General features: G+C 69.4%; 26 protein-coding genes. 9 read left to right on the top strand and 17 right to left on the bottom strand.

The window, feature by feature from the left end:
* Nucleotides 1-66: 66 nt before the first annotated feature.
* Nucleotides 67-1,815, bottom strand: coding sequence for a DEAD/DEAH box helicase (locus IEX05_RS04250; RefSeq protein ID WP_188700399.1), 1,749 nt, complete (start codon nt 1,813-1,815; stop codon nt 67-69).
* Between the two features lie 163 nt (nt 1,816-1,978).
* Between IEX05_RS04250 and IEX05_RS04245 the strand changes: the two genes are divergently transcribed.
* Nucleotides 1,979-2,716, top strand: coding sequence for an SGNH/GDSL hydrolase family protein (locus IEX05_RS04245; protein WP_188700398.1), 738 nt, complete (start codon nt 1,979-1,981; stop codon nt 2,714-2,716).
* On the opposite strand, the gene IEX05_RS04240 is transcribed toward IEX05_RS04245, so the two are convergent.
* Nucleotides 2,709-3,530: a TrmH family RNA methyltransferase gene (locus tag IEX05_RS04240; protein ID WP_188700142.1), complete on the bottom strand. Its 822-nt coding sequence runs from the start codon at nt 3,528-3,530 to the stop codon at nt 2,709-2,711. The two genes, IEX05_RS04245 and IEX05_RS04240, sit on opposite strands and share 8 nt — an antisense overlap.
* 42 nt (nt 3,531-3,572) lie before the next feature.
* On the opposite strand from IEX05_RS04240, the gene IEX05_RS04235 reads away from it, so the two are divergent.
* Both IEX05_RS04235 and IEX05_RS04230 read left to right on the top strand, forming a co-directional pair.
* Nucleotides 3,573-4,139, top strand: a complete 567-nt coding sequence (locus IEX05_RS04235; RefSeq protein WP_188700141.1) for a histidine phosphatase family protein — start codon at nt 3,573-3,575, stop codon at nt 4,137-4,139.
* Between the two features lie 83 nt (nt 4,140-4,222).
* Entirely contained in the window at nt 4,223-4,702 is a 480-nt protein-coding gene (locus tag IEX05_RS04230; RefSeq protein WP_188700140.1) for an Lrp/AsnC family transcriptional regulator, read from the top strand.
* Here the strand turns inward: IEX05_RS04230 and IEX05_RS04225 are convergent.
* A complete protein-coding gene (locus IEX05_RS04225; RefSeq protein WP_188700139.1) occupies nt 4,644-5,573 on the bottom strand; it encodes an alpha/beta fold hydrolase in 930 nt (309 codons plus the stop codon). The two genes, IEX05_RS04230 and IEX05_RS04225, sit on opposite strands and share 59 nt — an antisense overlap.
* Nucleotides 5,574-5,633: 60 nt before the next feature.
* Here IEX05_RS04225 and IEX05_RS04220 point away from each other — a divergent pair, with 60 nt between their 5' ends.
* Complete coding sequence (locus tag IEX05_RS04220; protein WP_308423398.1) at nt 5,634-6,545, top strand: exonuclease domain-containing protein; 912 nt, start codon at nt 5,634-5,636, stop codon at nt 6,543-6,545.
* Between the two features lie 54 nt (nt 6,546-6,599).
* On the opposite strand, the gene IEX05_RS04215 is transcribed toward IEX05_RS04220, so the two are convergent.
* Together IEX05_RS04215 and IEX05_RS04210 are read right to left on the bottom strand one after the other, a co-directional pair.
* The gene (locus IEX05_RS04215) at nt 6,600-6,848 is read right to left on the bottom strand and encodes a type B 50S ribosomal protein L31 (RefSeq protein WP_188700138.1); all 249 of its coding nucleotides are present in this window, start codon (nt 6,846-6,848) and stop codon (nt 6,600-6,602) included.
* 81 nt (nt 6,849-6,929) lie between these two features.
* Nucleotides 6,930-7,727, bottom strand: coding sequence for an ABC transporter ATP-binding protein (locus IEX05_RS04210; RefSeq protein WP_188700137.1), 798 nt, complete (start codon nt 7,725-7,727; stop codon nt 6,930-6,932).
* On the opposite strand from IEX05_RS04210, the gene serB reads away from it, so the two are divergent.
* Nucleotides 7,726-8,403 (top strand): phosphoserine phosphatase SerB, encoded by a 678-nt coding sequence (gene serB / locus IEX05_RS04205; protein WP_188700136.1) that lies wholly within the window; start codon nt 7,726-7,728, stop codon nt 8,401-8,403. The two genes, IEX05_RS04210 and serB, sit on opposite strands and share 2 nt — an antisense overlap.
* Nucleotides 8,404-8,417: 14 nt before the next feature.
* On the opposite strand, the gene fabG is transcribed toward serB, so the two are convergent.
* Entirely contained in the window at nt 8,418-9,140 is a 723-nt protein-coding gene (gene fabG, locus IEX05_RS04200; RefSeq protein WP_188700135.1) for a 3-oxoacyl-ACP reductase FabG, read from the bottom strand.
* A gap of 108 nt (nt 9,141-9,248) precedes the next feature.
* Between fabG and IEX05_RS04195 the strand changes: the two genes are divergently transcribed.
* The 3 genes from IEX05_RS04195 to IEX05_RS04185 are packed head-to-tail and all read left to right on the top strand — an operon-like array spanning nt 9,249 to nt 10,707.
* Nucleotides 9,249-9,605: a DUF3099 domain-containing protein gene (locus tag IEX05_RS04195; protein ID WP_188700134.1), complete on the top strand. Its 357-nt coding sequence runs from the start codon at nt 9,249-9,251 to the stop codon at nt 9,603-9,605.
* Nucleotides 9,602-9,847 (top strand): hypothetical protein, encoded by a 246-nt coding sequence (locus IEX05_RS04190; RefSeq protein ID WP_188700133.1) that lies wholly within the window; start codon nt 9,602-9,604, stop codon nt 9,845-9,847. The genes IEX05_RS04195 and IEX05_RS04190 overlap by 4 nt, the downstream gene beginning before the upstream one ends.
* Nucleotides 9,844-10,707, top strand: a complete 864-nt coding sequence (locus tag IEX05_RS04185) for an SURF1 family cytochrome oxidase biogenesis protein (RefSeq protein ID WP_188700132.1) — start codon at nt 9,844-9,846, stop codon at nt 10,705-10,707. The genes IEX05_RS04190 and IEX05_RS04185 overlap by 4 nt, the downstream gene beginning before the upstream one ends.
* A 119-nt stretch (nt 10,708-10,826) precedes the next feature.
* Here IEX05_RS04185 and IEX05_RS04180 read toward each other — a convergent pair whose 3' ends face one another.
* The 4 genes from IEX05_RS04180 to IEX05_RS04165 form a co-directional block, all read right to left on the bottom strand.
* Nucleotides 10,827-12,425, bottom strand: coding sequence for an ABC-F family ATP-binding cassette domain-containing protein (locus tag IEX05_RS04180; protein ID WP_188700131.1), 1,599 nt, complete (start codon nt 12,423-12,425; stop codon nt 10,827-10,829).
* A 133-nt stretch (nt 12,426-12,558) separates the two neighbouring features.
* Nucleotides 12,559-13,152 (bottom strand): energy-coupling factor transporter transmembrane component T family protein, encoded by a 594-nt coding sequence (locus tag IEX05_RS04175; protein ID WP_188700130.1) that lies wholly within the window; start codon nt 13,150-13,152, stop codon nt 12,559-12,561.
* Nucleotides 13,149-13,826 (bottom strand): energy-coupling factor ABC transporter ATP-binding protein, encoded by a 678-nt coding sequence (locus IEX05_RS04170; protein ID WP_188700129.1) that lies wholly within the window; start codon nt 13,824-13,826, stop codon nt 13,149-13,151. The genes IEX05_RS04175 and IEX05_RS04170 overlap by 4 nt, the downstream gene beginning before the upstream one ends.
* Nucleotides 13,823-14,404, bottom strand: a complete 582-nt coding sequence (locus IEX05_RS04165; protein WP_188700128.1) for a biotin transporter BioY — start codon at nt 14,402-14,404, stop codon at nt 13,823-13,825. The genes IEX05_RS04170 and IEX05_RS04165 overlap by 4 nt, the downstream gene beginning before the upstream one ends.
* Nucleotides 14,405-14,459: 55 nt before the next feature.
* Between IEX05_RS04165 and IEX05_RS04160 the strand changes: the two genes are divergently transcribed.
* Nucleotides 14,460-14,996, top strand: a complete 537-nt coding sequence (locus tag IEX05_RS04160; RefSeq protein WP_188700127.1) for a TetR family transcriptional regulator — start codon at nt 14,460-14,462, stop codon at nt 14,994-14,996.
* Here the strand turns inward: IEX05_RS04160 and IEX05_RS04155 are convergent.
* The 7 genes from IEX05_RS04155 to sufD all read right to left on the bottom strand — a co-directional run bounded on the left by IEX05_RS04155 (nt 14,984) and on the right by sufD (nt 19,866).
* Nucleotides 14,984-15,187, bottom strand: coding sequence for a helix-turn-helix domain-containing protein (locus IEX05_RS04155; protein ID WP_188700126.1), 204 nt, complete (start codon nt 15,185-15,187; stop codon nt 14,984-14,986). The genes IEX05_RS04160 and IEX05_RS04155 overlap by 13 nt on opposite strands.
* Nucleotides 15,187-15,657, bottom strand: a complete 471-nt coding sequence (locus IEX05_RS04150; RefSeq protein WP_188700125.1) for a DUF2975 domain-containing protein — start codon at nt 15,655-15,657, stop codon at nt 15,187-15,189. Before IEX05_RS04150 ends, IEX05_RS04155 begins: the two co-directional genes overlap by 1 nt.
* Nucleotides 15,658-15,733: 76 nt before the next feature.
* Nucleotides 15,734-17,134 (bottom strand): MFS transporter, encoded by a 1,401-nt coding sequence (locus IEX05_RS04145; RefSeq protein ID WP_188700124.1) that lies wholly within the window; start codon nt 17,132-17,134, stop codon nt 15,734-15,736.
* Nucleotides 17,135-17,239: 105 nt separating this feature from the next.
* Nucleotides 17,240-17,569 (bottom strand): metal-sulfur cluster assembly factor, encoded by a 330-nt coding sequence (locus IEX05_RS04140; protein ID WP_188700123.1) that lies wholly within the window; start codon nt 17,567-17,569, stop codon nt 17,240-17,242.
* A gap of 20 nt (nt 17,570-17,589) precedes the next feature.
* Nucleotides 17,590-18,360, bottom strand: a complete 771-nt coding sequence (gene sufC / locus IEX05_RS04135) for a Fe-S cluster assembly ATPase SufC (protein ID WP_188700122.1) — start codon at nt 18,358-18,360, stop codon at nt 17,590-17,592.
* A gap of 1 nt (nt 18,361) precedes the next feature.
* Entirely contained in the window at nt 18,362-18,688 is a 327-nt protein-coding gene (locus tag IEX05_RS04130; RefSeq protein ID WP_188700121.1) for a non-heme iron oxygenase ferredoxin subunit, read from the bottom strand.
* Entirely contained in the window at nt 18,685-19,866 is a 1,182-nt protein-coding gene (sufD, locus tag IEX05_RS04125; RefSeq protein WP_188700120.1) for a Fe-S cluster assembly protein SufD, read from the bottom strand. The genes IEX05_RS04130 and sufD overlap by 4 nt, the downstream gene beginning before the upstream one ends.
* Nucleotide 19,867 lies beyond the last annotated feature (1 nt).

Here is a 19,867-nt window from a genome sequence, read left to right as displayed (position 1 = left end):
CGGGACGTAGCGAACCTACAGGGCGCTCCTGATGCCCATCGGAGCCTTTCGGGGCCCCAAAAGTGCCTAGCGGCGCACGCGCTTTCGCAGCACGTCGATCCGCGCCTGCAGCTGGGCGACCGTCGCCTGCGCGACGGGAGGCCCGCCGCACGTGCGCCGAAGCCACGCGTGCACCGTGCCGTGCGGGTCGCCCGTCTGATTCGCGTACACCCCGACGAGGCTGTTGAGCAGCTGCCGCTGCTCCTTGAGCGTCCGGTGCAGCGGCTCGGGCAGCGACCCGACTCCACCCGACTCCTGCTCGCGCTTCTCCCGTTCGCTGCGGTGGCGCGACTGGCGCGCCTGGCGCTGCATCAGGAGGTCGTGCACGTGCTCGGGTTCGAGCAGTCCCGGCAGGCCGATGAACTCGAGCTCCTCCTCGGTTCCGGGGGTCGCGAGCTGGCCGAACTGCTTCCCGTCGAACACGACGGAGTCGAAGTGCGCGACGGAACCCAGGCTCTGGAAGGAGAACTCCTCCTCCATCAGCTCGTCGCTGGCCTTCTCCTCGCGCTCGGCGGCATCGAGCAGCGAGTCGTCGAGGCCGTCCGCATCCTTCTCGCCCCGATCGAGCACGTGATCGCGCTGTTTCTCCATCTCGTGCGCGAGTTCCATCAGCACGGGCACCTGCGGGAGGAACACGCTCGCGGCCTCGCCCTTGCGGCGAGCGCGCACGAAGCGTCCGATGGCCTGGGCGAAGAACAGCGGCGTCGACGAACTGGTGGCGTAGACGCCGACGGCGAGCCGCGGCACGTCGACCCCCTCGGAGACCATGCGGACGGCGACCATCCACCGCGAGGTGCTCTCGGAGAACTGCTCGATGCGCCGCGACGCCTCGGCCTCATCGCTCAGGACGATCGTTGCGGGCTGACCGGTGATCTCCTTGAGCATCCGCGCGTAGGCGCGGGCGTTGGTTTGGTCGGTTGCGATCACGAGTCCGCCGGCGTCCGGCACATGGTGCCGGATCTCCGTGAGCCTCAGGTCGGCGCTCCTCAGCACGGCGGGCATCCACTCGCCCTCGGGGTCGAGGGCGGTGCGCCACGCCTGGCTCGTGACGTCCTTCGTGTTGTCTTGGCCGAGGAAGGCCTCGAGCTCGTCGCCCATCTTCGTGCGCCACTTCATGTGACCCGAGTAGACGTGGAACAGCACCGGCCGCACGACCCCGTCTTCGAGGGCGCGGCCATAACCGTAGTTGTAGTCGGTCACCGAGGTGCGCAGGCCCTGCTCGTCGGGAAGGTACTCGACGAACGGGATCGGCGCATCGTCGCTGCGGAACGGCGTACCGCTCAGGAGCAGTCGGCGCGTGGCCACGCTGTACGCGTCGCGGATCGCGTCTCCCCAGCTGAGCGCATCGCCGCCGTGGTGCACCTCGTCGAGGATCACAAGGGTGCGGGCGTCGGCGACGAGCTTCCGGTGCACGCTCGACTTCACGGCGACCTGCGCGTAGGTGACGACGGCGCCGTGATAGTGGCGGGCAAGATACGGACTCTGATTGCTGAACTCCGGGTCGAGCCGGATGCTGACGCGTGCCGCCGCGTCGGCCCACTGCGTCTTCAGGTGCTCGGTCGGGCAGACGACGACGATGCGGTCGATCTCGCCGCGGTGACGCAGTTCGCGCGCCACCGTCAGGGCGAAGGTGGTCTTTCCCGCGCCGGGCGTCGCGGCGACGAGGAAGTCGCGCTTGTTCTGCTCGAAGAACTGGTCGAGCGCCTCCTGCTGCCAGGCACGGAGGGCGCCGGCCGTACCGCGCGGGGCACGCTGGGGATAGGACGGACTCAGCACCACGATCCACAACGATAGTCGCGGGCCCCGACATTTCTTTTCAGCTCCTCACAGCTGGTGGCGCATCGCGCGCGAGGGGACTACATTCGCAGGGGTGACCCTCCCCGAAGACGATCCCCGCACCCCATTTGTCGGCAACGAGGGCGCGCATCCGTGGCGCCGCATGGTCAGCCTGGGTGATTCCTTCACCGAGGGCATCGGCGATCCCGAACCGTCCTCGCCCGGCGGCCATCGCGGTTGGGCGGATCGCGTCGCCGAAGTTCTGAGCGAACAGGTGGACGACTTCGCCTACGCCAATCTGGCGGTGCGAGGAAAGCTCATCCGCCAGATCACCGAAGACCAGATCGACGCGGCGCTCGCCCTCAAGCCCGACCTCATCACGATCTGCGCGGGCGGGAACGACGTCATCCGCCCCGGCACGGATCCCGATCACATCGCCGCGCTCTTCGACCGGGCGATCGGGCGTCTCAGCGCCTCCGGCGCGGCCATCGTCGTGTTCACGGGCTTCGACGTCGGATGGAACCCGGTGTTCCGCCGTTTCCGCGGGAAGGTCGCCATCTACAACGAGAACATGCGCGCCACCGCAGACCGTTACGACGCAATCGTCGCGGATCTCTGGGCCCTCAAGGAGATCCAGGATTCGCGTTTCTGGGCCGACGACCGCCTCCACCTCAATCCGCTGGGCCACCACGAGGTCGCGCGCATGGTGCTGCGCACCCTCAACGTGCCGAACTCTCTTCAGCCCATGGATCCCGATCCGATGCCCGAGCGGCGCTGGCGCGATGCGCGCAAAGAGGACCTGGTCTGGGCGCGCACCCACCTCGTTCCCTGGGTGCTGCGCCGCCTGCGGCACCAGTCGTCCGGCGACGGCCGCAGCGCGAAGCGACCGGAGTTCAGCTGAGACGAGGCGGGTGCTGCAGCGCCCAGAGGGCGACGGCGCTCGCAGACGCGACGTTCAGCGAGTCGACGCCACCCGCCATCGGAATCACGACCGAGGTGTCGGCCGCGGCGAGCGCGGCGCGGTCGAGTCCCGGCCCCTCGGACCCAAGCACGAAGGCGACCTTGTCGGGCCGGGCCGCGGCGAACTCGTCGAGCGGGACGGCGTCGTCGGCGAGGGCCATGGCCGCGATGTGGAACCCGGATCCGTGCAGCGCGTCGCGCGCGGCGCCGCCCTTCCACTCCGGTAGCCGGGTCCACGGCACCTGGAACACCGTGCCCATCGAAACGCGCACGCTTCGCCGATAGAGCGGATCCGCGCAGCGCGGCGTGACGAGGACGGCGTCCGCGCCGAGCCCCGCTGCACCGCGGAACGCGGCCCCCACGTTCGTGTGGTCCACGAGCGCGTCGAGCACGAGCACCGTGCGGGCATCGCGCAGGACCTCGGCGACCGGCGGAAGCTCGGGCCGATGCATGGCGGCAAGCATGCCGCGGTGCACCGCGAAGCCCGTCGTCTGCTCGGCGATCTCGTCGCCGACGACATACACCGGCGTGTCGCGGTCGCCGAGGATCGCCTCGACCTCCCCGAGCCACTTCTCGGCCGTCATGACCGATCGAGGCTCGTGTCCGGCGCGGAGGGCCCGCGCCAGCACCTTGCCGGACTCGGCCATGTATAGCCCACCCTCCGGCTCGAGCCTGCGGCGGAGCGCGACATCCGTGAGGTCGCGGTAGTCGGCGAGTCGTTCGTCGGCAGCGGAGGTGATGCGTTCGAGATGCATCCCGTCATCTTCGCAGTCGGACCCGTGTCGTAGGGTGAGAGGGTGACTCTGATTGCACTCGTGCGCCACGGCGAAACCGAATGGAACCGGCTCGGCAAGGTACAGGGGCACAGCAACATCCCCCTCAACGACGCCGGCCGGGCGCAGGCCGCCGGGGCCGGCGAGGCGTTGCGCGGCGGAGACTACGGGCTGCTCGTCTCGAGTCCGTTGGAGCGCGCGCACGAGACCGCCGAGATCATCGGTCGGGCGGTGGGACTCACCGTGTCGGCGACCCACGATGGCCTGAAGGAGCGCTACTACGGTGCCGCCGAGGGCATGACGGCGAGCGAGTACTACGCCACCTTCCCGGACCGTCAGGCGACCAACGCCGAGACGGTCGACGAGCTCACGGAGCGCGCGGTGCGCACCCTTCGCGAGATCGCGGCCTCGGCGGGTGACCAGGACGTCATCGCCGTGGCGCACGGCGGTCTGATCGCGGCCGTGCTGCGCGTCGCGTCCGATGGCTCGCTGCCGCGCGAGGACGAGTACATCGCGAACTGCTCGCAGCAGATCCTCGAGGTCTCGGGGGATCGCCTCCGCGTCATCGGCTACAACGGCACGCATCGCTGAGTCAGCATCTCGTCGCCGTTCACCCCGAAACGGGCGACCGCGCTGAGCAGAACGCATCATCGCGCGCTCTATACTTGTGCGTTATGACTTCTCTCGATCACGTCGACCTCGAGCTCATCGCGGCGTTGAGCGCCGACCCGCGCGCCACCGTCGTCGCCCTCGCCGAGAAGCTCCGGCTGTCCCGCAACACGGTTCAGGCCCGCATGGCGCGCCTCGACCAATCGGGCGTGTTCCAGTCGTTCGAGCGTTCGATCTCCCCCGCCGCCCTCGGTTTCCCGCTGCAGGCCTTCGTCTCGATCGGACTCGACCAGTCTCGCCTTCCCCAGATCATCGAGGAGCTCCGTCGCGTGCCCGAGGTCGTGGAGGCGCATGGGGTGTCCGGGCAGGTGGATCTCTTCGCGCTCGTCGCATGCCGCGATGCTCGCCACCTCTTCGACGTCGACGCGCGGATCCTCGCGATCCCCGGCATCGAGCGATCCGAGACCCGCCTCGTGATGAGCGAATCTATTCCGTATCGCGTGACGGGTCTGATGGAGCTCGCTCGGCGCGAGACGCGCCGCTGAGAAAGTCGCCGATCGCGGCGGCGGCCTCGCGCGGCTTCTCGTAGTGGATCAGGTGTCCGACGCCGTCGATCTCGACGAGCGAGGCGTCGTCGAACAGCTCGCGCAACCGCCGCTCGGCCGCGATCGGAGTGATGTCGTCCTGAACCGCTGCCACCAGCAGGGTCGGCACGGCAACGCCCGCGGCGGATTCGCGCACATCGTGCGACACGCTCGTGACGAACGCCTGCCGCAACGACTCGCGATTGGCGAAGCGCGAGAAGAACCGATCGTGCTGATCGTGGATCCATCGCCGCAGGCGCCGGTCGCGCGTGCGCGCCATCGCGATGCTCATGAGCCGCACGATGACGGGGGCGCGGAGCAGCCCGGTTCCGAGCTTCTCGGGTAGGCGCGCGCCCGCCCAGTAGTAGAACACGGCCAGACGGGTGAGGATCCCTCGCGGGCCCTCGAGGGCCGGCGCACCGATGGGGTTGACGAGCACGAGGCAGGGCGTCGCGAGCCCCCTCGCGACAGCGGCCGCCGCGACGATGGATCCGAACGAGTGGCCCAGGATCACGGCGGCGGGGGCCGCCGCGTTCGCGAACGCGGTGAGCCACGCCGCATAGGCATCGAGGTCGTGGTCCCCGTCCGCGAAGGGCGCGGTCTCGCCGAAGCCGGGAAGATCGGGCATGATCCATCGCACGCCCGGCAGGTGCGCGACGACCGGCTCGAGCCCGTGGTGGTCCCCACGGAAGCCGTGCACGGCGAGGATCGTCGTCTCCGCCTCCGCCGGTCCATACTCCCAGTAGGCGGTCGTCGTGCCGTTGACGTCGACCGTCCGGCGCGTCTCGGGGACGCGGTTCAGAAGCTCGGAATACGGCGAGGGCGCGTGCACCCTTCCACTGTAGGGCGTGTCTCCTCGCGTTCGCCGTTCGTCCGCATACCGTCGGGTGATATGAAGACCTCGTGGCCGGATCCCCCGCCGCTGTTCGCGGTGACCGACCGCGGCGAGCGCTCCTCGTGGGTGCCGCGGGGATCCGTTCCCAGGACGCGACGGGCGCGCATGCGGGAGGATGGAACTCCACCGGCGCTCTTCGATCGCCGCTTTCTCGACGATGCCCAGGAGCAGCACCACATGGTCTTCGACGCTGTCGCGGCGGGGTACTCCCCCGCTCCGGACGCCCTCTTCACCCGTCTCGCGGTGTTCGATCTCGAAACGACCGGCGTCAGCACGACGAACGATCGCATCGTCACGGCCTACATCGGGGTGCTCGACGGCGACGGGGCCGTCGTCGACGAGCGCTCCTGGCTGGCGGATCCCGGGATCGAGATCCCGGCGGGTGCGACCGCGGTGCACGGAGTCACGACCGAGCGTGCACGCGCCGAGGGACGACCGGCGTCCGAGGTCGTGAGTGAGATCGTGGATGGCTTACGACGCCTGCTCGGCGCGGGAATCCCGGTGGTCGCCTATAACGCCGCCTACGACCTCTCGCTGCTGCGCCACGAGGCTATCCGCCACGGTCTCGAGGCGATCGAGGCGCCCGCACCCGTCGTGGACCCCCTCGTGATCGACAAGAAGCTCGACACCTACCGCAAGGGCAAGCGCACCCTCGACATCGTGGCGGCGCACTACGGCGTCGCCCTCACCGACGCTCACGACGCGGCCGCCGACGCGATCGCCGCGGGGCGGATCGCCCTCGCCCTCACCGAGCGTTACGCCGAGGAACTCCCCGGCTCGCTCGCGGAGCTGCACCGGGCGCAGGTCGACTGGGCGGCCGAACAGGCGCAGAGCCTCACGAGCTACTTCGTGAAGGTCGGGAAGTTCTCACCCGGGCAGACCATCGACGGATCCTGGCCGATCAAGTAAGCGCACGAAAACGGGGGCTCCGCCGCGGCGGAGCCCCCGTTTTCGTGCGGCAGATTACTTGCCGAAGTTCTTGAAGCGCTGGTTGAACTTCTCGACGCGGCCGGCCGAGTCCATGATGCGCTGCTTGCCCGTGTAGAACGGGTGCGACGAGGCCGAGATTTCGACGTCGATCACGGGGTACTCGGTACCGTCGAGCTCGATGGTCTTGTCGCTCTTGGCGGTCGAGCGCGTCAGGTAGGTCTCGCCCGAACCGAGGTCGCGGAACACGACGTAGTCGTAGTTGGGGTGGATGTCAGCCTTCATGAGGATCCTTCAGAAGATGCGGGGTGAGGAGGGAATCGCGCCGAAACGCAGGCGCACCTCGAGCGCCAAACGGACATTGTATCAGCCGAAGATGGGGGTCTCGGCTCGAGCCACCCAGCGCCCCTTGTGCTCGATGACGGCGATGGGGAAGCCGAAGGTCTTCTCGAGATTTTCGCGCGTGAGGGTGTCCGCCAGCGGCCCCTGTGCCACCGCCTTTCCCTCCCGCATGAGGAGGACGTGCGTGAAGCCGACGGGGATCTCTTCGACGTGGTGCGTCACCATGACCATCGCGGGCGTCGTCGGCTCGGCCGCGTACCGAGTGAGCAATTGAAGCAGCTCCTCGCGCGCTCCCAGGTCGAGGCTCGCGGTCGGTTCGTCGAGAAGGAGCAGCTCGGGGTCGGTCATCACGGCGCGCGCCACCTGTACGCGCTTGCGTTCGCCGTCGCTGAGGGTTCCGAACGCGCGGTCGGCGAGGTCCTCGAGCTTCCAATCGGCCAGCACCTCGCGGGCCCGATCCTCGTCGAGCCCTTCGTAGTCCTCGTTCCAGCGGCCCATCACGGAGTACGCCGCCGTCAGCACGACGTTGAGCACCGTCTCGTTCGCGGGGATGCGGCGGGCGAGCGCCGTCGAGGCGAAACCGATGAGCGGGCGGATCTGGAAGACGTCGGTCTTGCCGAGGCGTTCCCCGAGCACGTCGACGGTGCCCGTGGTGGGAAACATCATCGTGTCGGCCATCTGCAGCACGGTGGTCTTGCCTGCGCCGTTCGGGCCGAGCACGACCCAGCGCTCGTCGTCGTTCACCGTCCAGGTGAGGTGATCAACGATATGGCGGTCATTGCGACGCACGACGACGTCGTTCAGCTCGAGCACGGAGGTCATGCCTCGAGCTTACCTTTCCCCGCGGGCCGCTAATGTGGTGCGGGTGACTGCGCGTTTTCTCGTCGTTCTCGACGCCGACTCCACCCTGATCCGTAACGAGGTCATCGAGCTCATCGCCGACGAGGCGGGCCGCGGGGCCGAGGTGGCCGCGGCGACCGAGGCCGCGATGCGCGGCGAGGTCGACTTCGCGGCGAGCCTTCGTTCGCGCGTGAAGGAGCTCGCGGGAGTTCCGCTCGCATCCTTCGAGCGCGTGCGCTCACGGATCGAGCCGACCCCCGGTGTGCTCGAGCTCACCTCGGCGGTGCACGCGCGCGGCGGTCTCGTCGGCGTGGTCTCCGGTGGGTTCCACGAGATCCTCGACACGCTCGCACCGACGCTGGGTGTCGACATGTGGCGTGCCAATCGGCTCGCGGTCGCCGACGGCGCCCTCACGGGCGAGGTCGACGGCGACATCGTCGATGCGCAGGCGAAGGCCGACCATCTCGCGGCCTGGGCCGCCGAGAACGGGATCCCCGCCCACCGCACGATCGCGATCGGCGACGGCGCAAACGACCTCAAGATGATCGCCGCGGCGGGCCTCGGCCTCGCCTTCAACGCGAAGCCCGCCGTGCGCGCGGCGGCGATGATCTCGGTCGGCCCCGTCGACCTCTCCCAGGTGATCCCGCTTCTGCCGTAGAACCGGCTCGCGGCTCAGTGGCCCATGCCCAGGCCGCCGTCGACGGGGATCACCGCACCCGAGATGTACGCCGCGTCGTCGCCGGCCAGCCACGACACCACGCCCGCGATCTCCTCGCCGGTGCCGTAGCGGCCGGCCGGGATCTGCTTCTTGTACTCGGCCTGCGTCTTGTCGTCGAGCTCTGCCGTCATGTCCGACTCGATGAATCCCGGCGCGACGACGTTGGCAGTGATGCCGCGTCCGCCGAGCTCACGCGTGATCGCGCGCGCGAAGCCGACGAGCCCCGACTTCGAGGCGGAGTAGTTCGCCTGGCCCGCGACACCGTAGAGGCCCGAGACACTCGAGATCAGGATGATGCGGCCGTGGCGCGCCTTGATCATGCTCTTGATGGCGCGCTTGACGGTGCGGAACGCGCCGCCGAGGTTCGTGTCGACGACGGCCGAGAAGTCGTCGTCGCTCATGCGCATCAGCAGGGTGTCCTTGGTGATGCCGGCGTTGGCGACGACGGTGGTGATCGGGCCGAGCTCGCCCTCGACCTGTGCGATGGCCGCGTCGAGCGAGGCTGCATCGTTGACGTCCGCGACGACGGTGAGCGTGCCCTCGGGGCCGGATCCGCTGCGGGCGGTGACGGCGACACGGTAACCGTCGCGCACGAGGCGCTCGGCGATCGCGCGGCCGATGCCTCGGTTTCCTCCCGTGACGAGGGCGACGCGGTCGGCGGTGGCAGCTGTGCTCATGGGGTACTCCTGAGTAGGGGATATCGGCCGCAGACCACTCTAACGGGCGCCCCGCGGCTCTCGTCGGCGTCCGGCCGCCGATAAGCATCGCCGATCTAAACTGGGAGTGTGAAGATCCGCAGGCGAGAGACGCCCTCGGCGACGTCTCTCGAGGCGGCTCCGGGAGACGACGAGACCGCACGCATGAAGCAGTACGTCATCACGATGGCGATCCGCCTCGCGTGCCTGATTCTCGCCGTCGTGATCCAGCCCTGGGGCTGGTACACCTTCGTCTTCGCCGCGGGGTTCATCTTCCTGCCGTGGGTCGCCGTGATGTTCGCGAACCAGATTGGCCGCACGGGCGGCGCGCAGGCGGTCAGCCCGGAGCTCGCACTCGAGGCCCCGAAGCCTGAGGCCCGGACACCGGAGGACGAGCCGCGGGTCATCCAGATCACCGAGACCGCGAAGGACGACCCACAGGCATGATGTTCGGCCTCTCCCCCGATTCCCCGCAGTGTTCGCGCGCCGGGTGCAGCGCCGACGCGAGCCTCAGCGTGGTCTGGCGCAATCCGCGGATCCACGGGCCGGAGCGCCGGAAGGTCTGGCTCGCGTGCGAGGAGCATGCCGAGTACCTCCGCGACTTCCTCGCGTCCCGCGCCTTCCCGGTCGTGGTCGAACGGGGCGTCGTCGACGGATCCGCGACCGCACTGCCGGAGGCGGCCGCATGACGCGCGCGTCTCGCGTCCGCCGCTGGTCGGGCTATGTCGTCTTCGCGATCCTGTTCGCGATCGCCTGCGCGTTCCTCTCGAATTGGCAGTTCGCGCGCAACGAGCAGCGCACGCACGCGAACGGCCTCATCGCGAACAACTATCACGCGCCCGCCGTGCCGCTCAGCGAGCTCCTCGAGGGAACGAGCGGCTTCGATGCTGACGACGAGTGGCGGCCGGTCGAGCTGAGCGGCGAATACCTTGTCGACGAGCAGCTGCTGGCCCGCAATCGGTCCCACGGCAACACCAACGCGTACGAGTCGTTGGTTCCGTTCCGGCTCGATGACGGCCGCATCATCGTCGTCGACCGGGGCTGGGTCGAACCCGGCTACGAGGCCGACAAGCCCGATGCCGTGCCGGCGGCGCCCGAGGGCGAGATCACGGTCGTCGCGCGTCTGCGTCCGAGCGAGCCGCTGCCGCGCTCGGGGCGATCGGCGCCGGAGGGCCAGGTGCCGACGATCCACGTGCCGACGATCGCGGCGTCGCTCGGCGGCGAGGCGATCTCGGATGCGTACGCGCTCATGGACAGCGAGGATCCCGTGCCGCCGGAGCGCCCCCACGCGATCGACGAGCCCGAGCAGGATCCGGGCCCACACCTGTCGTACGCGGTGCAGTGGATCCTGTTCGCCGTGATGGGCTTCGTGTTCATCGGGTACATGATCCGCACCGAGATCCGCGCGGCGCGCGAGGACGACGAGGAGCCGGACGAGGACGACGACCTCGACGACCTCGAGGAGCTACAGCGCCCGAAGAAACCGCGCCGCGCCCGCCGCCGCGACCGCGACATGGAAGAGGAAGACGCCCTCCTCGACGCCCGCTGACCCGCGCGACTCGAGCCGCCCTGAGCGCCCGGGGTGCGTGCCCCGCAAGGCGGAGGAGCGAAGGCGCACAAAGGTGCGACGAGCGATCGACAACGCCGCGGGGTGCGTGCCCCGGGGCTTCAGGCGAGCGTGATGAGGTCGAGGTAGGACTTATTCCAGATGTCCTCGACCCCGTCCGGCAGCATCAGCACGCGTTCCGGGTTGAGCGCCTCGACGGCGCCCTCGTCGTGCGAGACCAGGACGACGGCACCCTCGTAGTGCGCGAGGGCGCCGAGGATCTCCTCGCGGCTGGCGGGGTCGAGGTTGTTGGTCGGCTCGTCGAGTAGGAGCACGTTGGCGCTCGAGACGACGAGGGTCGCGAGCGAGAGTCGCGTCTTCTCACCGCCGGAGAGAACGCCGGCGGGCTTCAGCACGTCGTCGCCCGTGAAGAGGAAAGATCCGAGCACGCGGCGTGCCTCGGTCTCGTTGAGGTCGGGCGACGCGGACATCATGTTCTCGAGCACGCTGCGCGAGACGTCGAGGTTTTCGTGCTCCTGCGCGTAGTAGCCGATTTTGAGGCCGTGGCCGGGTTCGATCTGGCCGGTGTCGCTCTCGTCGACTCCGGCGAGGATGCGCAGGAGCGTCGTCTTTCCGGCGCCGTTGAGGCCGAGCACGACGACCTTGGATCCGCGGTCGATGGCGAGGTCGACGCCCGCGAAGATCTCGAGGGCGCCGTAGGACTTCGACAGCGACTTCGCCATGAGCGGCGTCTTTCCGCACGCGGCGGGCTTCGGGAAGCGAATGTTGGCGACCCGGTCTTCCTGGCGCACCTCTTCGAGGCCTGAGAGCAGCTTGTCGGCGCGCGCGACCATCTGGTGCGCCGCGGCGGCCTTGGTCGCCTTGGCGCCGAACTTCGCGGCCTGCTGACGCAGGGCGGAGGCCTTCTTCTCGGCGTTGACGCGCTCTTTCTTCCGGCGCTCCTCGTCGGCGACGCGCTGGCGCTGGTAGTGCTTCCAGCCCATGTTGTAGATGTCGATGACCTGTCGGTTCGCGTCGAGGTAGAACACGCGGTTGACGGTCTCGCCGACGAGTTCGACGTCGTGGCTGATGACGATGAGCCCGCCCTTGTACGACTTGAGGAACTCGCGCAGCCACACGACGCTGTCGGCGTCGAGGTGGTTGGTGGGCTCGTCGAGGATCATCGTGTCGGCGTCGCTGAAGAGGATGCGCGCGAGTTCGATGCGGCGGCGCTGGCCGCCAGACAGGGTCTTGAGCGGCTGGTCGAGGATCCGGTCCGGCAGCGAGAGGTTGTTCGCGATCACGGCGGCCTCGGACTCGGCGGCGTATCCGCCGATCGCCTCGAAGCGCTCGGTGAGGCGGCCGAAGCGGCGCATCGCCTTCTCGGCGACGTTCGGGTCGTCGCTGCTCATCTCCTCGGTGGCCTTGGTGATGCCGGCCTGCAGGTCGCCGAGTCCGCGCGCGTTCAGGATGCGCGTGCGCGCGAGCTCCTCGGGGTCGCCCGAGCGCGGATCCTGCGGCAGGTATCCGAGCTCGCCGGACACCTTCACGGTTCCGTCGGCGGGCACGAGGTCGCCGGAGAGAACCTTTGTGAGCGTCGTCTTGCCGGCGCCGTTGCGCCCCACGAGGCCCACCTTGTCTCCGGCGGCGACGCGGAAGTTCACGCCGCTCATCAGCTGGCGCGCACCGACGCGGATCTCGAGGTCACTGACGGCAAGCACGGAAAGGTCACCTGTTCTTCGCGGGAGGAGTCAGGCCCAGAACGGGCCAGCCTCCCAGTATAGGGAGCCCCTCCCGGACAAACGATCTACGCGACCGGATCGGACACGATACCGGATCGAGCACGGGAGCCGATCACGCGACCCCGCGTGCCGTGAGGGCGTCGCCGACGTCGTCGGCGTGGCGGAGCGCGCCCACCAGCATCGTCACGATCCAACGCACCCCGAGTCGCACCCCGCGGGCACGCTGTGCCTCGCGGATCTGCGCGCCGAGCTGCGAGATGACGGGGATGATCGCGATCGTGAGCGCGATGGTGAACGCGACGCGCGCGGGGTCGACGCGCGCGATCCGGAGCGGCGTCAGGCAACGCTCGAGCGCGTCGAGCATGTCGGCCACGGGCGTGGTGAGAGTCACGGCCGCCGCGAGCAGAACAATCGCGACGATGCGCGCGGTTCCCGTGACGGCAGCCTCCCAGCCCAGGAAGATCGCCTGCATCGCGGCGAGGAGCACGATGATCCACTTCACCCGCCAGAGCTGACGCGCCCATTCGCGGATCCCGATGCCGCCGGCGACATACACGGCGACGGTGGCGACGAGCGCGATCGCCGCCCCGAGCGCGGTCGACGACGCGACGGCCCCGGCGACCGACAGGAGGACGAGCGAGGCGAGCTTCCAGCCGGCGGGAACGCGGTGCAGCGGCGTTCGCCGCGGGAGGACGAGAGGGATCACGCGAATTCCGCCCGGTACGCCGCGATGACCTCGGACGGTTCGCCCGCCTGCACGAGCCGCCCCCCGTCGAAGCGCAGGCAGACATCGCACCGCGCGGCGAGCTCGAGGTCGTGCGTGACGAGGACGACCTGTTCGGCGACTCCGCCGGTTAGCAGGTCACCGATCATGCGCGCATTTCCGAGGTCGAGCAGCGTCGTGGGTTCGTCGGCGACGAGCACGCGCGGTCGCCGCACGAGCACCGCCGCAAGCGCGAGCAGTTGCTTCTGTCCTCCGGAGAGACTGTAGGCGGGCTGGTGCGCGTGTTCCGCGAGCCCGTAACCGCGCAGCGCCTCGATGGCCCGTTCGGCGCGCAGCGCGCGCGGCACGCCCGCCGCCTTGAGCGAGAGCGCGATGTCCTCCGCCGGGGTCGGCATGAGGATCTGTGCATCGGGGTTGGAGAAGAGGAAGCCGACTGCGCCGCGCGCGGACTTCGGCTCGCGCACGACGTCGATCCCCGCGACCTCGAGCGCGCCCTCAGTGGGCGCGATGAGCCCGTTGAGGGTGCGCGCGAACGTCGACTTGCCGGATCCGTTCGCGCCGATCACGGCGACCCGCGGCTGCGGGACGCTCACCGTCACGTCGTCGAGGATCCGCGTCCCGTCGATCGCGACGCCGACGCCGCTGGCACGGATCATCGAGCCACGCGCTCGCGGCGCACGGCCCGCGGGAAGGCCGGCGGGTACGCGCGATAGAGCGACACGGCGAGCAGCGTCGCGACGACGGCCTTGATCGCGTCGCCGGGGAGGAAGGCGAGTGCCGAGAGCGCCGCCTCCGGCAGCGGGATCCCGGTCGCGAGCGCGACGCCGGGAATGCCGCACGCGTAGGCGCAGCCGATACCGCCCACGACCGCCCCGAGCGCGACCCGCCACCACGAGAGGCGTCGTGCGCCCGCGTGCGCGACGAGGCCGGCGACGACCGCCGCGGGCAGCCAGCCGATCAGGTACCCCGCGGTCGGGCCGACGAACACCCCGAGCCCGCCGCGGCCACCCGACAGCATGGGAAGGCCGATCGCGACGAGCGCGAAGACGATGAGAACGGCGGCGCCCCCGCGCTTCGCGCCGAGCACCACCCCGGCGAGCATGACGCCCAGCGTCTGCGCCGTGATGGGCACGAGCCCGGGGACGGGAATCGGGCCGACGAGCCCAAGAACGACGATGATCGCGGCGAATACGGCGACGCGAGCGATGTCGCGGGCCTCCCAGGTGTCACGCATACCAACCTCTTCCTGAACAGTGTTCACTGAACGGTGTTCAAGTATAGTCAGATACATGCGCGATTCCGGACACAGCCTCGAGTCGATCGTCGACGCCTCGCTCGCGCTCCTCGACGACATCGGCCTGCCCGATCTGTCGATGCGCCGCGTCGCCGGCGCGCTCGGGATCCAACCGAGCGCCCTGTACTGGCACGTCGAGAACAAGCAGACGCTGCTCGCGGCGATCGCCGATCGAATCGTCGAGGAGGCTCCGGCGGGCGGCGGAGTCGCCGATGTCGCCTGGTCGCTCCGCTCCGCCCTGCTGGCGCACCGCGACGGCGCCGAGGTCGTCGTCTCGACGGCCGCGCTCGGCCTCGGATCCGGAGCGCTCGACCGGCGGATCCGCGAGGCGTGCGCGTCCGCCGGATCCGCGGAGCCCACGCGCGACGCGACGGTTCTCTCGCAGTTCCTCCTCGGGCACTGCTACCTCGTTCAGCAGCGCATGCAGGCCGCGGCGATCGGGGCATTCGACGCGGCGCCGGCGGACGTCGCCGCCGCCACCGAGGCCGACTTCGCGGCGGGCCTCGGTGCGCTGACGCGCTACGGCTCGTAGCGCAGGAGCTCGCCCGGCTGGCACTCGAGCTCGCGGCACAGCGCCTCGAGGGTGGCGAATCGTACGGCCTTTGCCCGCCCGTTCTTCAGCACCGCGAGGTTCGCGGGCGTGATGCCGATGCGCTCCGCGAGCTCGCCGACCGCCATCTTCCGACGGGCGAGCATGACATCGATGTCGACGACGATGGGCATCAGATCACGACCTCGAGCTCGTCGCGCCACTCGATGGCGCGGCGCAGGAGACCGCGCATCACGACGACGAGCAGCCCGATCCCCCACACCCCCGCCCCGAAGACGCCGATGAGTAGGATCACGCCGGGCGCAGGACCGTCGCTGTCCGGTAGCGGTGCGAGGAGCGCGGCGACCGTGAGCACCAGCGCGCCCGCGGCGACACAGCAGGCGACGATCACGTCGACGAATCGGAACGCGCGGGTCGAGAAGATCACGTCGGTTCGCACGAAGGTGAGGAGCCGCCAGAGGCAGACGATCGCGATCTCGACGCAGACGACGAAGAGGACGCCGAGAATCGCGACCGCGATGCCGAGGCCCTCCCGCGGTGTTCGGCCGATCTCGCTCAGGGCGAGGGCCGTCTGCAACCCGAGGCACCCGAGCGCGCCCAGAATGAGGAGCGCCTGCGCGCCCCGCGTGGCCCATGTCGTCATGGTCTACCCCCAAGTAGTATCGACTAACGATATGAGCCTATCGTTTTTCGATAGTCGTGCGCCTGAATGATCGCTGTCAGCGCGCGAGTTCCGAGGCATGCCCCAGGCGCAGGCCCGGCACGAGCGCGAGCAGGGCGACGACGACGCCCAGGCCGAAGACGGCGGGGAACGCCCAGCCAGCGGGCGCGGCGACGAACACGAGCCCCATGAGCGCCATCATCGTCGAGGTGCCGACCCCATCGGAGATCTGCAGCGCCGAGGAGTTGAAGCCCTGATTGCGCGCCGTCGAGTACGCGAGGGAGAGCACCGTCAGGCGCGGGTAGAGCATCCCCATGCCGAGTGAGCCGAAACCCCAGAACACGATCGGCAGCCACGCGGGCAGATCGAACCACGCGGCGGTCAGCAGCGTGGCGCACGCCAGCGCGAGCAGACCCGCGCCCGCGAGCGCGAGGCGATTGTTGCCGAGGCGGTCGCCCCAGCGACCGGAGGTCTCGGATCCGACGGCCCACGTGAGCGCGCCGACCGTCAAGCCGATGCCCGCCCAGGTCGGCGAGAAGCCGTAGTGCTGCTGCAACAGATAGGGGACGTAGATCTCCGCGCCGAAGCAGGCGCCGGCGATAAGCCCGCGCGTGAGGATCACGCTCGGAAGGCCGCGGCCGGCCCGGAAGGTACCGCGGGGAACCAGCGGCCGCATCGCGAGCAGGACCACCGCGAGGCCGGCGCCCGCGACGACCACGGCGACGAGCCCGGGGGCCTCCCCCGCGAGGCTCACCGCGAGCAGGCCGACCGCGACGACCACGGCCAGCAGCAGACGGCGCGCAACGGGCGAATCGTCGACGTCGCGGGCGGAGAGGTCGAGCGCCCGCAAGCGGACGGCGAGCATCGCGAACGCCCCCGCGGCGAGCACCGCAACGCCCGCGAACACCCAGCGCCAGTGCAGGAACTCGGTCACCGCTCCGGCGCCGGCCGGCCCGATGAGCGACGGCACGACCCACGCCGCCGCGAACGAGGCCATGACCCGACCATGAAGGTTCGCCGGGTAGACCCGGGCCACGATGACGTACAGGGCGACGACGAGCCCGCCCGAGCCGAGCCCCATGATCAGGCGGCCGAGCACCAGGATCAGCATCGACGACGCCGAAGCGCAGACCACGAGTCCCGCCGCGAAGGCGATGACGGCGCACCACATCGCCTGCGCGGGACTCTTCCGGTCGCTCCATGCCCCCGAGGCGACCATTCCGATGATGCTCGTCGCGAAGGATCCGCTGAAGGCGACCGCGTACAGCTCGGCGCCGCCGAGGTCTGCGGCGACGGTGGGCATCACGGTCGTCACCGCGAGCGACTGCATGGCCGCCAGGAAGATCAGCGACACGGCGCCGATCGTGGTCAGCAGGTAGGGGCTTCGCCAGATGCTGGCGCGAGCGGGCGGCTGCAGCGGCACCGCCCCGGAGAAGCTCGCCGGATCCGCGTGTGTCATGCCGCGCTTGTCTCCTCGGAAGATGTCGTCACCGCTCGATCGTATGGCGCGCAGATGCGCAAACGCCCCGCACGCTCGGGCGTGCGGGGCGTTGACGGGGCGGGGTCAGATCGCGAAGCCGAGGGCCCGCATCTGGTCACGGCCGTCGTCCGTGATGCGCTCGGGGCCCCACGGCGGCATCCACACCCAGTTGATGCGGAACTGCTCAACGACGCCGTCCAGGGCCTGGGCGGTCTGCTCCTCGAGCACGTCGGTCAGCGGGCACCCGGCGCTCGTCAGCGTCATGTGGATGACGAGCGCGTCGTGTTCGTCATCCCACGCGAGGTCGTAGATGAGACCCAGGTCGACGACGTTGACGCCGAGCTCGGGGTCCATGACGTCCTTGAGCGCCTCGGTGACCTCGTCGTACTTCTCGGGTGAGAGGGTGGCGGTCATATGGCTCAGCCTAATTCCGTTCAGCCCTCGAGGGGCGCGCCCTCGGGAATGTAGGCCGCGTAGCCCTCGTTCTCGAGGCGCTCGGCGAGCTCCGGGCCGCCCTCTTCGACGACCTTGCCCTTGACCATCACGTGAACGAACTCGGGCTTGATGTAGCGCAGGATGCGGGTGTAGTGCGTGATCAACAGCACGCCGAGGCCGGTGTTGTCCTTCGCGCGGTTCACGCCCTCGGACACGATCTTGAGCGCATCGACGTCGAGACCCGAGTCGGTCTCGTCGAGGATCGCGATCTGGGGCTTCAGCAGCTCGAGCTGGAGGATCTCGTGGCGCTTCTTCTCACCACCGGAGAATCCCTCGTTGACGTTGCGCTGCGCGAACTTCGGGTCCATGCGGAGCTTGTCCATGCCCTCGCGCACGTCCTTCGCCCAGGTGCGGATCGTGGGCGCCTCGCCGTCGATCGCCGTCTTGGCGGTGCGGAGGAAGTTCGTCACGGTGACGCCGGGGATCTCGACGGGGTACTGCATCGCGAGGAACAGCCCCGCACGCGCGCGCTCGTCGACGCTCATCTCGAGCACGTCTTCGCCGTCGAGGGTGATGGTGCCGCCGGTGACGGTGTACTTCGGGTGACCCGCGATCGTCGACGCGAGCGTCGACTTGCCGGATCCGTTCGGCCCCATGATCGCGTGCGTCTCGCCGCTGCGGATCGTCAGGTTGACGCCGTTGAGGATGGGCGTCGTGCCCTCGTCCGTCTCGACGGTGACGTGCAGGTCTCGGATTTCGAGGACAGCCATGTCAGTTTTCCTTCTTCACGTTGATGTCAATGAGCACGTCGTCGCCGTCGATCTGGACGGCGTAGACCGGGACGGGCTCGTAAGCAGGGAGGTTCAGGGGCTTGCCGGTGCGAAGCGAGAATGCGGACCCGTGAGCCCAGCATTCGAGCGTGTCGCCCTCGACGAAGCCCTCGGAGAGGGAGATCTCGCCGTGCGTGCAGGTGTCGCCGATGGCGTGCACCTCACCGTTCGAGTCGAGCACGACGGCGATCGGAACGCCTTCGACCTCGACGCGGCGCGCCTCGTCCTGAACGAGTTCGCTCAGTCCGCACACGCGCTCGGCGCTCACGCCGCGACTCCCGTCGCGATCTCGCGCTCGATCTCGGCAAGGAGCGATTCCTGCAGCGCGGGAACCTGGATCTTCTGCGGAATCTCGGCGAGGAAGCCGAGCACGATGAGGCGGCGCGCCTCGAGCTCACCGATGCCGCGAGCCTGCAGGTAGAACAGCTGCTCGTCATCGAAACGGCCCGTCGCGGAGGCGTGCCCCGCGCCCTCGATGTCGCCCGTCTTGATCTCGAGGTTCGGGATCGAGTCGGCGCGCGCACCGTTCGTGAGGATCAGGTTGCGGTTCGCCTCGTACGAGTCGGTGCCGGTCGCGCCGGCGCCGATGAGCACATCGCCGATCCACACGGCGCGCGCGGTGGCGCCCTGGAGCGCGCTCTTGTACAGCACGTCACCGGTGGTCGCGGGGCCGTTGTGGTGCATGTACACCTGGCTTTCGAGGTGCTGTCCGTCGTCGGCGTAGGAGAGGCCGTACATCTGCCCCTCCGAGCCCTGACCGGTCAGGTCGAGGTTCGGGTTGACGCGCACGACACCGCCGCCGAAGCTCACGACGAAGTGCGTGAGCTTCGCGTCGCGGCCGACCGTCGCCTGGTGCGCCGCCGCGTGGATCGCCGCGTCGTCCCACTTCTGCACGGAGATGACCGTCAGGTCCGCCCCATCGCGCACGAGAATCTCGACGTTCTGGTTGTACTGTGCGGCGCCCGTGTGCTGCAGGATGACGATCGCCTTGCTCATCGGCTCGGCCTCGATCACGATGTGGCCGTCGGCGCGCAGCTGCGCACCCTGGCCCACGATGTCGAGGACGATGGGCGTCTCGAGCTCCGCCTCGCGAGGGACGCGGATGTGCAGCGCGTCGGTCGCGCCCTGCCAGGCGATGGCCGCGGTGATGTCTTCGGGGACGAAGAACTCACCGCGCGGCGCCTCGCCCGCCTTCAGGTCCGCGGAGCGGTGCTCGGCACCGGAGCTGAACGCGTAGCTCACGCCGTCGTTCGCGGTCGCCGGCTCGAACAGCGGAGCGATCCGCGCGATCGGAGTGTGCTTCCAGTTGACCTCGCGGCCCGTGGGGGTGCCGAAATCGGCTGGCTCGAACGAGCGCGGGCGCTCCGAACGGGTCTGCACGGGGACGAACGCTCCGTCGGTGAGGGCGCGTGCCGGATCCTCGTGTGTCTGCGTCGCAGTCGTCATG

Source organism: Microbacterium nanhaiense (assembly GCF_014646015.1).
In the GTDB taxonomy this organism is placed as follows: domain Bacteria; phylum Actinomycetota; class Actinomycetes; order Actinomycetales; family Microbacteriaceae; genus Microbacterium; species Microbacterium nanhaiense.
This window is presented reverse-complemented; position numbering and strand designations above follow the sequence as displayed.